Annotated in this window: 10 protein-coding genes; 3 read left to right on the top strand and 7 right to left on the bottom strand. The window is 62.0% G+C overall.

Going from position 1 to position 13,945, the window contains the following annotated elements:
* Positions 1 to 8: 8 nt before the first annotated feature.
* Positions 9 to 1,985, bottom strand: coding sequence for a methyl-accepting chemotaxis protein (locus M5G18_RS21065; RefSeq protein WP_273896067.1), 1,977 nt, complete (start codon positions 1,983 to 1,985; stop codon positions 9 to 11).
* A gap of 183 nt (positions 1,986 to 2,168) precedes the next feature.
* Positions 2,169 to 3,089 carry a LysR substrate-binding domain-containing protein gene (locus M5G18_RS21060; RefSeq protein WP_085606083.1) on the bottom strand — a complete coding sequence of 307 codons (921 nt, stop codon included), beginning with the start codon at positions 3,087 to 3,089 and terminating at the stop codon, positions 2,169 to 2,171.
* Positions 3,090 to 3,247: 158 nt separating this feature from the next.
* Here M5G18_RS21060 and M5G18_RS21055 point away from each other — a divergent pair, with 158 nt between their 5' ends.
* Positions 3,248 to 4,642: a NorM family multidrug efflux MATE transporter gene (locus tag M5G18_RS21055; protein WP_262158870.1), complete on the top strand. Its 1,395-nt coding sequence runs from the start codon at positions 3,248 to 3,250 to the stop codon at positions 4,640 to 4,642.
* Positions 4,643 to 4,682: 40 nt separating this feature from the next.
* Here M5G18_RS21055 and M5G18_RS21050 read toward each other — a convergent pair whose 3' ends face one another.
* Positions 4,683 to 6,353, bottom strand: coding sequence for a putative bifunctional diguanylate cyclase/phosphodiesterase (locus M5G18_RS21050; RefSeq protein ID WP_230734224.1), 1,671 nt, complete (start codon positions 6,351 to 6,353; stop codon positions 4,683 to 4,685).
* A gap of 264 nt (positions 6,354 to 6,617) precedes the next feature.
* On the opposite strand from M5G18_RS21050, the gene rep reads away from it, so the two are divergent.
* Together rep and M5G18_RS21040 are read left to right on the top strand one after the other, a co-directional pair.
* The gene (gene rep, locus M5G18_RS21045; RefSeq protein WP_007954499.1) at positions 6,618 to 8,627 is read left to right on the top strand and encodes a DNA helicase Rep; all 2,010 of its coding nucleotides are present in this window, start codon (positions 6,618 to 6,620) and stop codon (positions 8,625 to 8,627) included.
* A 57-nt stretch (positions 8,628 to 8,684) separates the two neighbouring features.
* Positions 8,685 to 9,257 carry a xanthine phosphoribosyltransferase gene (locus M5G18_RS21040; RefSeq protein ID WP_003229440.1) on the top strand — a complete coding sequence of 191 codons (573 nt, stop codon included), beginning with the start codon at positions 8,685 to 8,687 and terminating at the stop codon, positions 9,255 to 9,257.
* Between the two features lie 49 nt (positions 9,258 to 9,306).
* On the opposite strand, the gene M5G18_RS21035 is transcribed toward M5G18_RS21040, so the two are convergent.
* The 4 genes from M5G18_RS21035 to alr form a co-directional block, all read right to left on the bottom strand.
* Positions 9,307 to 11,229, bottom strand: a complete 1,923-nt coding sequence (locus M5G18_RS21035) for an acetyl-CoA hydrolase/transferase C-terminal domain-containing protein (protein WP_273896059.1) — start codon at positions 11,227 to 11,229, stop codon at positions 9,307 to 9,309.
* A gap of 351 nt (positions 11,230 to 11,580) precedes the next feature.
* The gene (locus M5G18_RS21030) at positions 11,581 to 11,997 is read right to left on the bottom strand and encodes a c-type cytochrome (RefSeq protein ID WP_045121730.1); all 417 of its coding nucleotides are present in this window, start codon (positions 11,995 to 11,997) and stop codon (positions 11,581 to 11,583) included.
* Positions 11,998 to 12,179: 182 nt separating this feature from the next.
* Complete coding sequence (locus tag M5G18_RS21025; RefSeq protein WP_003229444.1) at positions 12,180 to 12,728, bottom strand: cupin domain-containing protein; 549 nt, start codon at positions 12,726 to 12,728, stop codon at positions 12,180 to 12,182.
* Between the two features lie 88 nt (positions 12,729 to 12,816).
* The gene (gene alr, locus M5G18_RS21020; RefSeq protein ID WP_102685865.1) at positions 12,817 to 13,890 is read right to left on the bottom strand and encodes an alanine racemase; all 1,074 of its coding nucleotides are present in this window, start codon (positions 13,888 to 13,890) and stop codon (positions 12,817 to 12,819) included.
* Between the last annotated feature and the right edge of the window lie 55 nt (positions 13,891 to 13,945).

Below are 13,945 nucleotides of genomic sequence, written 5' to 3'. Positions count from 1 at the left end.
ACGTCGCCTCAGCGGAAGCGGTCGACCTCCTGACGCAGGTCGGCTGCCAGGCCTTCCAGTTCTTTGGCGGTGATTGCCAGGTTCGACACCACTTCGCGCTGCTCGCTGTTGGCCATCGCGATGCTCTGCAGATTGCTGCTCAACAGCGTCGCGGTGCTGCTCTGTTCCTGGGTCGCGGTGGTGATCGCCGCAAACTGTTGCCCCGCCGAACGGCTCTGCTCATCGATCCGCGCCAGCGCCGAAGCGACATTGGCGTTACGCGACAGGCCTTCCTGCATCAGCACGTTGCCCTGCTCCATGGTGCTGATGGCGTTGCCGGTTTCCTGCTGGATGCTGTGGATCATCCCGGAGATTTCATCCGTCGCCTGACGGGTGCGCGACGCCAGATTGCGCACTTCGTCAGCCACCACGGCAAAGCCGCGACCTTGTTCACCGGCACGGGCGGCTTCGATGGCCGCGTTGAGCGCCAGCAGGTTGGTCTGTTCGGCAATCGAGGTGATCACGCTGACAATGCCGCCGATTTCCTGAGAACGCTGACCCAGCGTGTTGATCACGGTAGCGGTGGTGTTCAGCGCGCCGGCAATCTGCTCCAGCGAGGAAGACGCTTCTTCCATCGACGTGCGACCGATCTGGGTCTGCTGGGCATTTTCCTGGGCCAGACGCTGGGTGTTCCCCATGTTGTCGGCAATGTTCAGCGACGTAGCGGAGAACTCTTCAACGGCACCGGCCATGCTGGTGATCTCGCCGGATTGTTGCTCCATGCCTTCATACGCGCCGCCAGACAGACCAGACAGGGCTTGAGCACGGCGATTGACCTCTTCCGAGGCGCGGCGAATGTGCTCGACCATGGTCGACAGGGCCTGGCTCATCTGGTTGAACGCGCGCGACAGCTGACCGATTTCATCGTTGCTCGACACGCTCAGACGCACGCTCAGATCACCGGCACCCAGGGCTTCGGCCTGACGTACCAGATCGCTCAACGGTGCCAGCTTGCTGCGCAGCAACCAGACCACCGAACCGACCGCCAGCAACATCGCCAGCAGACTGCCGATGGCCAGCTGAGTGCCGACGCTCCAGGTTACCGCGCGGATCTCGGCTTTCGGCATGCTCGCCACCACCGACCACGGGCCGCCTTCGAACGGCACGGCGATACTGTAGAAGTCTTCGGACTTGTCGCTCCAGAACTGTCCTTTACCCGGCGCTTTCGCCAAACCGTTGATTACGGGAAGCGCTTGATCCAGCGCCTGCACGCCGGCAGGCGCGACCAGCCACTGGTTCTTCTCGTCCAGCAACGCCAGCGAGCCGGTCTGGCCAATACGGAAGCGCTTGAGATTGGCGAACTGGGCGTTCTGCGCGTCGGTGTAATCGAAACCGACGAACAACACCGCGATCACCTTGCCGCTGCTGTCACGCACCGGGGTGTACTGAGTCATGTAGGAACGATCGAACAGCAAGGCGCGGCCGACGTAGCCCTGCCCCGCCATCAACTTCGCATAGGCCGGGTGGGCGTGGTCGAGCACGGTGCCGATGGCACGGGTGCCGTCCTGTTTGCTCAGAGAGGTGCTGACGCGAATGAAGTCTTCGCCGCTGCGCACGAACAGCGTGGCAACGCCCGCCGTCATCTGCTTGAACTCGTCGACTTCCTTGAAGTTGTTGTTCAACACTTCGCTGCCCAGGTGCAGGCCCGGAGTCTGGGTGCCCGCGACATTGACCGGCTCGCTCGGGTGAATGCTCAGGCCCGCGCTGAAGCGCTTCTCGAACAACCCGCTCAGGCGCTGGGTGCTTTCACGCAGCGTGCCGTGAAAAGTGCTCAGCTGATCGGCGAGCAGGCGTGCCTCGCTGGCCAGGTGTTCTTCACGGGTGGCGAGGTTGGCGGTGTCCAGCGAACGCAGGGCGAACACCGTACTGCCACTGATGACTATCGCCAGTATCACGGCGAGCGCGAGGCCCAGCTGCGAGGCGATCCGAGCGCGAGGTTGAGACATGGACAGCTCCTGGCCGAGCCACGGGATCCTCCTTGATCCCGACTCGGAAATTTTCTAATAGTGGGGGTGAATCGTGGAGACCGGCACGACGGTTCCACATGCACGTATTCGGCGGTAAAACCGAATACTTGAGCGATCAGCAGGGGTATAGCGAAAGGCCGGCATTGTGCAGGCTCGAACGTTTCAGCTCAAGCGCGTGACCGCCGGCAGCGTCATGGCGCGGACTTCGCCTTGCAGGAAGTCGCTTAGACGACGCAAACGTTCACCTCCCGGACGGGTCTTTGGCCACACCAGGTAATAATTCAGTCCGCTGGCGACCGCCGTCGGCCACGGCAGACTCAAGCGTCCCTGGGCAACGTCTTCGGCCACCATCAGCAGATCGCCCATGGACACCCCATAGCCCCTAGCCGCCGCAATCATCCCGAGTTCCAGGGTATCGAACACCTGCCCGCCCTTGAGCGACACCTGATCCGACAGCCCCATGTGTTCCAGCCAGCTACGCCAGTCCCGGCGATCCGGAGTCGGGTGCAGCAGCTCGGCGCTGGCCAGCCGCGCCACGTCCCACGGCTGATCGTTGAGCAGATTCGGCGCGCCGACCGGAATCAGCTCCTCTGGAAACAGCAGGCTGGCTTCCCAGTCCGGCGGGAAATGTCCGTCACTGAGCAACACCGCGCAATCGAACGGCTCGTTGTTGAAGTCCACCGAGTCCACATCCATCCACGCGCTGGTCAGTTGCACCTCGTTGCCTGGCTGCAAATGGCGGAAGCGACTGAGCCGCGCCAGCAACCAGCGCATGGTCAGGGTCGATGGGGCTTTCATGCGCAGGATGTCATCTTCGGCGCGCAAGGTATTGCAGGCCCGTTCCAGCGCGGCAAAACCGTCGCGGATGCCCGGCAGCAGCAGGCGCGCCGACTCGGTCAGTTGCAGGTTGCGCCCGCTGCGGTGGAACAAGCGGCAGGCGAAGTGCTCTTCGAGCGTGCGGATGTGCCGGCTCACCGCACTCTGAGTGATCGACAACTCCTCGGCTGCCCGGGTGAACGAACTGTGGCGTGCCGCCGCTTCGAATGCGCGCAGGGCATACAAGGGTGGAAGACGACGGGACATGCACAGCGCTCCAATGGCGGGATTGCGCCAACTTAGCAGAATCGCGGCAGGATGAGTTTTAATCATGCCACCCATCCTTTTTATCCCTTTGTGCAACCTGCGCCAAACCCTGAGAATCGACGGTCTCTTGCTCCCTCTTTTATAAGGATGTGAACGCCATGCAGCGTCCTGTGCGTACCGAACTCTGGGCCATCCTGCGGCTGGCGGGGCCGTTGATCGCCTCGCAGTTGGCGCACATGCTGATGGTGCTGACCGACACCCTGATGATGGCCCGCCTCAGTCCCGAAGCACTGGCCGGCGGCGGTCTGGGCGCGGCGAGTTATTCGTTCGTGTCGATCTTCTGCATTGGCGTGATCGCGGCGGTCGGCACTCTGGTGGCGATTCGTCAGGGCGCCGGCGACATTATTGGCGCCGCCCGCCTGACTCAGGCCGGGCTGTGGCTGGCGTGGCTGATGGCGCTCGGTGCCGGGCTGCTGTTGTGGAATCTGAAACCGGTGCTGTTGCTGTTCGGTCAGACCGAGACCAACGTCAACGCCGCCGGACAATTCCTGATCGCCTTGCCGTTCGCCCTGCCCGGCTACCTGAGCTTCATGGCCCTGCGCGGTTTCACCAGCGCCATCGGCCGGGCGACACCGGTGATGGTCATCAGCCTCGCCGGCACGGTGGCCAACTTCCTGCTCAATTACGCGCTGATCACCGGCATGTTCGGCCTGCCGAAACTCGGGCTGACAGGCATCGGCCTTGTCACGGCGATTGTCGCCAACTGCATGGCACTGGCGCTGGCGTGGCATATCCGTCGGCATCCAGCCTATGACGCGTACCCGTTGCGCGAAGGCCTGTCGCGGCCGAACCGGCAGTACCTCAAAGAACTCTGGCGTTTGGGCCTGCCGATCGGTGGCACCTATGCGGTGGAAGTCGGGCTGTTCGCCTTCGCGGCGCTGTGCATGGGCACCATGGGCAGCACGCAACTGGCGGCGCACCAGATCGCCCTGCAAATCGTCTCGGTGGCATTCATGGTTCCGGCGGGGATGTCGTATGCGATCACCATGCGCGTCGGCCAGCATTACGGCGCCGGGCAATTGAGCGATGCGCGGATGTCCGGGCGGGTCGGCATCGTCTTCGGTGCGGTGGTGATGCTGGGGTTTGCGATGGTGTTCTGGCTACTGCCGAATCAGCTGGTCGGTTTGTTCCTCGACCATAACGACCCGGCGTTTGCCGAGGTGATTCGTCTGGCCGTGAGCCTGCTCGCCGTGGCAGCGTGGTTCGAACTGTTCGACGGCACGCAGACGATTGCCATGGGCTGCATTCGCGGGCTCAAGGATGCCAAGACCACGTTTCTGGTCGGGCTCGGTTGCTACTGGCTGATCGGTGCGCCGGCGGCGTGGCTGATGGCGTTCCATCTGCACTGGGGGCCGACCGGCGTCTGGTGGGGGCTGGCGCTGGGCCTGGCCTGCGCAGCGGTGAGCCTGACGCTGGCGTTCGAATGGAAGATGAAGCGGATGATTCGGCTCGAGCCGCAACCTCAAGGCTTCAAGATCGCTCAACCGGAATGACAGGCCGGCGGGAGCAACCCTGCTCCCGCCCACTGGTACTTCAGACCACAATTCCCAGCGGAGGCTGACTGGCATCAGCCACCAGATAATCAACCAGCTCTGCCAACGGCAACGGCTTGCTGATCAGGTAACCCTGCACCTGATCGCAGCCGAACCCGCGCAACAGATCCAGTTGCTCGCGGGTTTCCACCCCTTCGGCCACCACTTCCAGATGCAGGTTGTGCGCAAGGTTGATCATCGCGTGCACCAGTTTGCGGTTCTCTTCGCGCTGCTCCATGCCGCCGACAAAGCTCTTGTCGATCTTCAGCAAGGTGATTGGCAGGCTGTTGAGGTGCACGAACGACGAGAACCCGGTGCCGAAATCATCCAGCGAGAAACGCACGCCGAGGCGACCCAGAGCGTCCATGGTCTGCTTGACCAGATCGCTGCGGCGCATCACGGCGGTTTCGGTGAGTTCGAATTCCAGCCACTGCGCTTCAACACCGCGCTCGGCGATCAAACGGCTGAGCGTCGGCAGCAACTGGCTGTCCTGAAACTGGCGGAACGACAGGTTGATCGCCATGTGCAGCGCCGGCAGACCGCGCTCGCGCAATGCCTGCATGTCACGCAGGGCCCGGGAGATCACCCAGTAACCGAGCGGCACGATCAGACCGCTCTGCTCGGCCAGCGGCACGAATTCGCTAGGAGGCAACAGGCCGCGCTCACTGTGGCGCCAGCGCACCAGCGCTTCGAGGCCGACGATCTGGCCGTCCTGCAGGTTCAGGCGCGGCTGGTAATGCAGCTCCAGCTCATCGCGACGCAAGGCCCGGCGCAGCTCGCTTTCGAGGTCGGCCATGCTTCGCGCGTTGCGGTTGATCCGCTCGTTGAAGATGTGAAAGGTGCAGCCCTGCGTGCTCTTGGCCTGCTGCATGGCGATGTGCGCGTGCCACATCAGCGGATCGGCGCCGCCCTGGGCGCGGGCATGGGCGATGCCGAGGCTGGAGCCGATCAGCAGGCTTTCGCCATCGACCCAGTAAGGTTCGGCCAGAGCTTCGGTGATGCGTTCGGCCATCCATTCCGCCCGTTGCGGGGCGCGGCGGGTGTCGATCAGCAGGGCGAATTCATCGCTGCCGAGGCGCGCCAGTTGATCGCCGACTTCCAGCTGACTTTTCAGCCGCGCGACGACTTGCAGGATCAGGCGATCGCCGGCCTGGTGGCCGAGGGCGTCGTTGGCGTGACGGAAGTTGTCGAGATCGAGGTGCCCGAGGGCCAGGCCGCGGCCGTCGTTTTCGGCGAGGCGTGCCGTGAGCAGGGTCTGGAAACCCTGACGGTTGGCGATGCCGGTCAGGGGATCCTGTTCGGCCAGGCGTTGCAGGGTGTTTTCCAGCACGCCGCGTTCGCGCACATGCCGCAGGCAACGCCGGAGCATGCCGGCATCGAGGGCATCGAATACCAGCCAGTCGCTGACGCCATCGGGCGCGGTCGCCGGCTCGTGTTCCAGAAGCAATACCGTCGGCAGGCTGCAACGGCCAGGCGCCGGCTGCAACGCGGGAACGGTCAACAACACCGCGTGGCGATTGTCTTCGAACAGACTGCTGACCGACTCCCAGTTCGGCGCGCTGATCAGCACCGCCGCACTCCCCAACGGAGCCAGACACTCGCGCAATAACGCTGTCCACGCTGGCTCTTCGGCCAGTAGCAGCAAACGCAAGGGTTCGACAGGCGTAGTCAAGCTGACTCCCTAGACTCTGCAATGATGTGGGCGGCGGGCATTATGCCGTTGCGGCAACCAATGACCAAACGACAACGGTTATCAGAACGTTATTTTGTGTCACGAATGAGAACATTAGCCGCAAAATCACCGCGCATCCTGCGTGAAAGTAACAAAACCGGCAAATTTGAATCGCGTGCTGCGTCACAAGTCGGAGAGAGCAGCACAAATCGCTGAGCCTGTTAAAATGCCGGCCCATTTCGTCAACGACTCCCGAATTTTCGTATGTCCCGACTCAATCCCCGGCAGCAAGAAGCCGTGAACTACGTCGGCGGCCCTCTATTGGTGCTCGCCGGTGCTGGCTCCGGCAAGACCAGCGTGATCACGCGCAAGATTGCGCACCTGATCCAGAACTGCGGCATTCGTGCCCAGTACATCGTCGCCATGACCTTCACCAACAAGGCCGCGCGCGAGATGAAGGAACGGGTCGGCACCCTGCTGCGTGCCGGCGAAGGTCGCGGCCTGACGGTCTGCACCTTCCACAACCTGGGCCTGAACATCATCCGCAAGGAACATGAACGGCTGGGCTACAAACCCGGTTTCTCGATCTTCGACGAAACCGACGTCAAGTCGCTGATGACTGACATCATGCAGAAGGAATACGCAGGCGACGACGGCGTCGACGAGATCAAGAACATGATCGGCGCCTGGAAAAACGACCTGATCCTGCCCGCCCAGGCCCTGGAAAACGCCCGCAACCCCAAGGAACAGACCGCCGCCATCGTCTACACCCACTACCAGCGCACGCTCAAGGCGTTCAACGCGGTGGACTTCGACGACCTGATCCTGCTGCCGGTGAAACTCTTCGAAGAGCACGCCGACATCCTCGAAAAGTGGCAGAACAAGGTGCGTTACCTGCTGGTCGACGAATACCAGGACACCAACGCCAGCCAGTATTTGCTGGTGAAAATGCTCATCGGCAAGCGCAACCAGTTCACCGTGGTAGGCGACGACGACCAGTCAATCTACGCCTGGCGCGGCGCACGCCCGGAAAACCTGATGCTGCTCAAGGACGACTACCCGTCCCTGAAAGTGGTGATGCTGGAGCAGAATTACCGCTCCACCAGCCGCATCCTGCGCTGCGCCAACGTGCTGATCTCGAACAACCCGCACGAATTCGAGAAGCAGTTGTGGAGTGAGATGGGCCACGGCGACGAGATCCGTGTGATCCGCTGCCGCAACGAGGACGCCGAAGCCGAGCGCGTGGCCATGGAAATCCTCAGCCTGCACTTGCGCACCGACCGCCCGTACAGCGATTTCGCGATCCTCTATCGCGGCAACTATCAGGCCAAGCTGATCGAGCTGAAACTGCAGCACCATCAGGTGCCGTACCGTTTGAGCGGCGGCAACAGCTTCTTCGGCCGTCAGGAAGTGAAAGACCTGATGGCCTACTTCCGCCTGATCGTGAACCCGGATGACGACAACGCCTTCCTGCGGGTGATCAACGTGCCGCGCCGGGAAATCGGCTCGACGACCCTGGAAAAACTCGGCAACTACGCCACCGAACGCAAGATCTCGATGTACGCCGCCACCGACGAACTCGGTCTGGGCGAGCATCTGGACAGCCGCTTCACCGATCGCCTGTCGCGCTTCAAGCGCTTCATGGACAAGGTGCGCGAGCAGTGCGCCGGCGAAGACCCGATCTCCGCCCTGCGCAGCATGGTCATGGACATCGACTACGAGAACTGGCTGCGCACCAACAGTTCCAGCGACAAGGCTGCGGACTACCGGATGAGCAACGTCTGGTTCCTGATCGAAGCCTTGAAGAACACCCTGGAAAAAGACGAAGACGGCGAAATGACCGTCGAGGACGCCATCGGCAAACTCGTCCTGCGTGACATGCTCGAACGTCAGCAGGAAGAGGAAGACGGCGCCGAAGGCGTGCAGATGATGACCCTGCATGCGTCCAAGGGCCTGGAATTCCCTTACGTGTTCATCATGGGCATGGAAGAGGAAATCCTCCCGCACCGTTCCAGCATCGAAGCCGACACCATCGAAGAAGAACGCCGCCTGGCCTACGTGGGCATTACCCGCGCGCGCCAGACCCTCGCGTTTACCTTCGCCGCCAAGCGCAAACAGTACGGCGAGATCATCGACTGTGCGCCAAGCCGCTTCCTCGATGAACTGCCGCCGGACGACCTGGCCTGGGAAGGCAACGACGACACACCGACCGAAGTCAAAGCCGTGCGGGGCAACAGCGCATTGGCTGATATACGCGCGATGTTAAAGCGCTAGAATTGACCACTTTTTACTAGACCTTCGGCGCACAAAGCGCCAAATGAGGACAGCTTCATGGAAGCATTGCACCAGAAAATCCGCGAACAAGGCATTGTGCTTTCCGACCAGGTCCTGAAGGTCGACGCCTTCCTGAACCACCAGATCGACCCGGCCCTGATGAAGCTGATCGGCGACGAATTCGCCACGCTGTTCAAGGATTCGGGCATCACCAAGATCGTCACCATCGAAGCCTCGGGCATCGCCCCGGCGATCATGACCGGTCTGAACCTCGGCGTGCCGGTGATCTTCGCCCGCAAGCAACAGTCCCTGACCCTGACTGAAAACCTGCTGTCGGCGACCGTTTACTCGTTCACCAAGAAGACCGAAAGCACCGTGGCCATCTCCCCGCGCCACCTGACCAGCAGCGACCGCGTGCTGATCATCGATGACTTCCTGGCCAACGGTAAGGCGTCCCAGGCACTGATTTCGATCATCAAGCAGGCCGGCGCTACCGTCGCGGGCCTGGGCATCGTGATCGAGAAGTCGTTCCAGGGCGGCCGTGCAGAGCTGGATTCGCAGGGTTACCGCGTCGAGTCGCTGGCTCGCGTGAAGTCGCTGAAGGATGGCGTGGTGACTTTCATCGAGTAATCGCTGATAGGCGCAAGCTTGCCGCCGCATCCCCGGGATGCGGCGGATGCTACTGCGCGGTGGCCTTCAGGCCAGTGAGCAACAACCGCTGAAACAGGTCTTCCTTCAGACCTTCCGGGTTCGTGAGTTGCATCCGCTCCAGATGCTCGGGGAAAGTCGAAGCCTCAGGCGCGTCCAGCGCTGCCTTGCCCAGTTCCAGAATCTCGGTCAGCTTGAACTTGCTCTTGAGCCAGTTCAGCGCACGCAGCAGATCCTTCTCGACCTCAGTGAAATCGCAGCCCAGCGGATACTCCGGAAACAGATTCGGATGCCGCGCGGCAATCGCCTGCAAGCGTTGCGGGGTGTTGTCGGTAAAGCGCGGATTGAGACGGAAATCCTTCGGCAGCTTGCCGACCTTCTGCGCCTGCTCGATCAGGCCCTGCTGGAAGCGCGAGTCGCTGATGTTCAACAGCGACTCGATTACCACCGCATCCGACTTGCCGCGCAGATCGGCGATGCCGTACTCGGTGACCACGATATCGCGCAGGTGCCGTGGGATCGTGCAGTGGCCGTACTCCCAAACGATGTTCGAACTGACATCGCCGCCGGATTCGCGCCAGCTGCGCAGCAGCAGAATCGACCGCGCATCGTGCAGCGCATGGCCCTGGGCAACGAAGTTGTACTGCCCGCCGACGCCGCTGAGCACCCGCCCGTCTTCCAGTTGATCCGCCACACCCGCGCCCAGCAGGGTCATGGTGAACACAGTGTTGATGAACCGCGCATCCAGACGCTGCAGGCGTTTGAGCTCTTCCTGACCGTACAGCTCGTTGATGTAGCTGATGCGGGTCATGTTGAATTCGAGGCGTTTGCTCAGCGGCAACTCACGCAAGCGCTCATAGAAGCTGCGCGGCCCGAGGAAGAAACCGCCATGGATCGACAGGCCATCGGTTTGCGCAGCCTCGTCGAGGGTGCCGGCGTTGGCCTGCTCCTGAGTCTGTACATCCGGGTAGACCTTGCGCCGGATGATCCCGGCTTCGGCCAGCACCAGCAAGCCGTTGACGAACATTTCGCTGCAACCGTACAGGCCTTTGGCGAAGGGCTCGATGCCGCCCTCGCGTTCGATCAATTGCGCCCACTGGCTGAGATTCACATCGGCCAGCAACTCCCGGTAGCCAACATTGTCGGCCTGACGCGCCAGCAATGCAGCGGTCAGCGCGTCGCCCATCGAGCCGATGCCGATCTGCAAGGTGCCGCCATCGCGTACCAACGTACTGGCGTGCAAACCGATGAAGTGATCCTGAAACCCGACGGGCATGTTCGGCGTGGAAAACAGCGTGCTGCTGTCCTTCTCGTCGACCAGCAGGTCAAAGGTGTCGATGTCGACTTCGGCGTCGCCTGGCATGTATGGCAGCTCGGTGTGCACCTGGCCGACCAGCAGAATGGTCTCCCCCGCCGCCCGGCGTTTGGCGATCATCGGGAACAGGTCGAGGGTGATGTCCGGGTTGCAGCTCAGGCTCAGGCGATCCGGGTGTTCGCTACTGCTGGCGAGCAGCTGCGCCACCAGGTTCAACCCGGCGGCATTGATGTCGCGGGCGGCGTGGCTGTAGTTGCTGCTGACGTAATCCTGCTGGGCCGGCGCGCTGTTGAGCAGGCTGCCGGGCTGCATGAAGAATTGCTCGATGCGGATGTTGGACGGCAGGCTGTCGCGGTGCAGGTCGGCAAGAAATTCCAGTTCCGGGTAATCACCGAACACCCGCTCGACGAAGGGTTCGATGAAGCGCTTCTGCAAACCGTCGCCCAACGCAGGCCGACCGAGGCACAGGGCGGTGTAGATCGTCAGCTGCCGTTCGGGCAATCCGGCAACCCGCCGGTACAGCGCGTTGACGAAGGGGTTGGGTTTGCCCAGCCCCAGCGGCAGGCCCATGTGGATATGCGCCGGCAACCGCGCCAGCACGTCGTCCACTGCCTGTTCGATCGAACACAACTGCACCATCTGAAGCCTCCTGCCCGTTCCGTGAATAGGGGTAGACCGAGATTGCCTTGAGTTTGCTGCAATGAACAGCTTGGGGATTGGATCGGAATGTGTGCAAGGCTTCAGATCGCTCCCCTCACCCTAGCCCTCTCCCAGAGGGAGAGGGGACTAAATGGAGGATATTCGAGAGGTACGCCGACTTGAAATAGCTAGGCCGAATCCATAATCGACAAGGTCTTTCAGGTCGATGTCGGACGCAAGACACCTCGGTCGGCCCCCTCTCCCTCGGGGAGAGGGCTGGGGTGAGGGGGCTTCTGATTCTCGGGCACAAAAAAACCGTCCGAAGACGGTTTTTTTCGTCAGAAGCGCGGCTTATTTCAGGCCGGACATCTTCTGGATCGCACCTTTCAGCTCGTCGTCCGAGCAATCGGCGCAGGTGCCTTTCGGCGGCATGGCGTTGATGCCGGTGATGGCCTTGGCCAGGATGCCGTCGAGGCCGCCCTGGTGATCGGCGCGCTCTTTCCAGGCTGCGGCGTCACCGATTTTCGGTGCGCCCAACAGGCCGGAGCCGTGGCAAGCGTTGCAATGTTTGGCAATCACTTCGTCAGGCGTCTTGGCGCCGCCACCGCCGCCTGCCGAAGCAGCGACTTCCATCCCCTTGCACTCTTGCCCCTGAACACACACCTGGCCGACCGGCTCGAGGCGTTTGGCAATGTCGTCATTCGTCGCAGCTTGAGCGCTGACAGCCCAGAGGGCCAGTACGGTTGCTGGTGCAGCCAGCATTTTCATAATTAGGTTCACGCGTTCACCCTCAATGGTGGCTATTCACGCCTGCGGCCACGGTTCGCAGGCGGGCGCAAGTATAGCGGTTAGCCCGCTTCACTGAAACAACCCCAAAGTCGAAGGGGTTATATCGCGCTGTGGAAAAACGTTTCGGGTGCCTTCGCCGGTATGGCCTGGCGCCTCTTTGTTTAAAAATTCGCCGGCGTGGCTGCGCTGATTAGTCGCGCCGGTGCATCGAACGGATTACGGAAACGATGCGGCTTGGTACTTTCAAAGTAGTAGCTGTCGCCGGCTTCGAGGATAAAAGTTTCAAGACCCACCACCAGCTCCAGGCGCCCTTCCACCAGAATCCCGGTTTCCTCGCCTTCGTGGGTGAGCATTTCTTCACCGGTGTCGGCGCCCGGCGGGTAGATTTCATTGAGGAACGCGATGGCCCGGCTAGGGTGCGCGCGGCCGACCAGTTTCATGGTCACGGCGCCGTCGGAAATGTCGATCAGCTCGTTGGCCTTGTAGACGATCTGGGTCGGTTTTTCCTGCAGGATCTCTTCGGAAAAGAACTCGACCATGGACATGGGAATCCCGCCCAGAACTTTCCTCAGCGAACTGATCGAAGGGCTGACGCTGTTCTTTTCGATCATCGAAATGGTGCTGTTGGTGACGCCCGCGCGCTTGGCGAGTTCACGCTGGGAAAGCCCTTTGAGCTTGCGGATCGATTGCAGTCGTTCACCGACGTCCAAGGCTGGAGCCTCCTGATGCTGTAGAAATATTGAGCGTTATCATGGCGACAGCGTTCAGTATTTACAACACTTGGGCCCCGCTCGCGCTTCAACCCTCGGAATAGAGCCTTGGCACCCGGCGCAGGTTGCAGAAGATCTGGTACGGAATGGTGTCCGCCCACTTCGCCACGTCGCTGGCGAGGATGTTCTTGCCCCACAACTCGACGGTCGAACCGAGGCCGGCTTGCGGCACGTCGGTCAGGTCGATGCACAGCATGTCCATCGACACCCGGCCAAGAATGCGGCTGCGCTGACCGGCCACCAGCACCGGGGTGCCGGTCGGCGCCTGACGCGGATAACCGTCGGCATAACCCATGGCGACCACGCCGATGCGCATCGGTTTGTCGGTGATGAATTTTGCGCCGTAACCCACCGGCTCACCGGCCGGCAATTCGCGCACGCTGATGACTTTCGATTCCAGCGTCATCACCGGTTGCAGGCGCTCGGCCACGGCGTTGGCTTCTTCGAACGGGGTGGCGCCGTAAAGCATGATGCCCGGGCGCACCCAGTCGCTGTGAATCTGCGGCCAGCCCAGCACCGCCGGCGAGTTGCGCAGGCTGACTTCGGCCGCCAGGCCCTGACGCGCTGCTTCAAACACCGCAACCTGCTCGGCGCTGCTCTGCTCGTGCAGCTCATCGGCCCGGGCGAAGTGGCTCATCAGCACGACTTTCGCCACGTTGCCGCTGGCCAGCAAACGCTGGTAAGCCGCCGGGTAATCCTTCGGATGCAGGCCCACGCGGTGCATGCCCGAGTCGAGCTTCAGCCACACGGTGATCGGTTTGCTCAACGCCGCCTGCTCGATCGCTTCGAGCTGCCACAGCGAATGCACCACGCACCAGAAATCGTGCTCGACGATCAGCGCCAGCTCATCGGCCTCGAAAAAGCCTTCGAGCAACAGCACCGGCGCGCGAATCCCGGCGGCACGCAGCTCCAGCGCTTCTTCGATGCACGCCACCGCGAAGCCGTCCGCTTCAGCCTCCAGCGCCTGGGCGCAACGCACTGCGCCGTGGCCGTAGGCATCGGCCTTGATCACCGCCAGTGCCTTGGCACCGGTGACTTCACGGGCGATACGGTAGTTGTGACGCAGGGCTTGAAGGTCGATCAGGGCACGGGCAGGACGCATGGCAGCAGACTTCTTGGCGGTCATGGGAATAAAAACCGGCGCTGGCTGACGGCGT

The organism is Pseudomonas aphyarum (assembly GCF_028657055.1).
Taxonomy (GTDB): Bacteria; Pseudomonadota; Gammaproteobacteria; order Pseudomonadales; family Pseudomonadaceae; genus Aquipseudomonas; species Aquipseudomonas aphyarum.
Note: the sequence above shows the minus strand (reverse complement) of the source record. Positions and strands in the feature narration are given on the sequence as shown.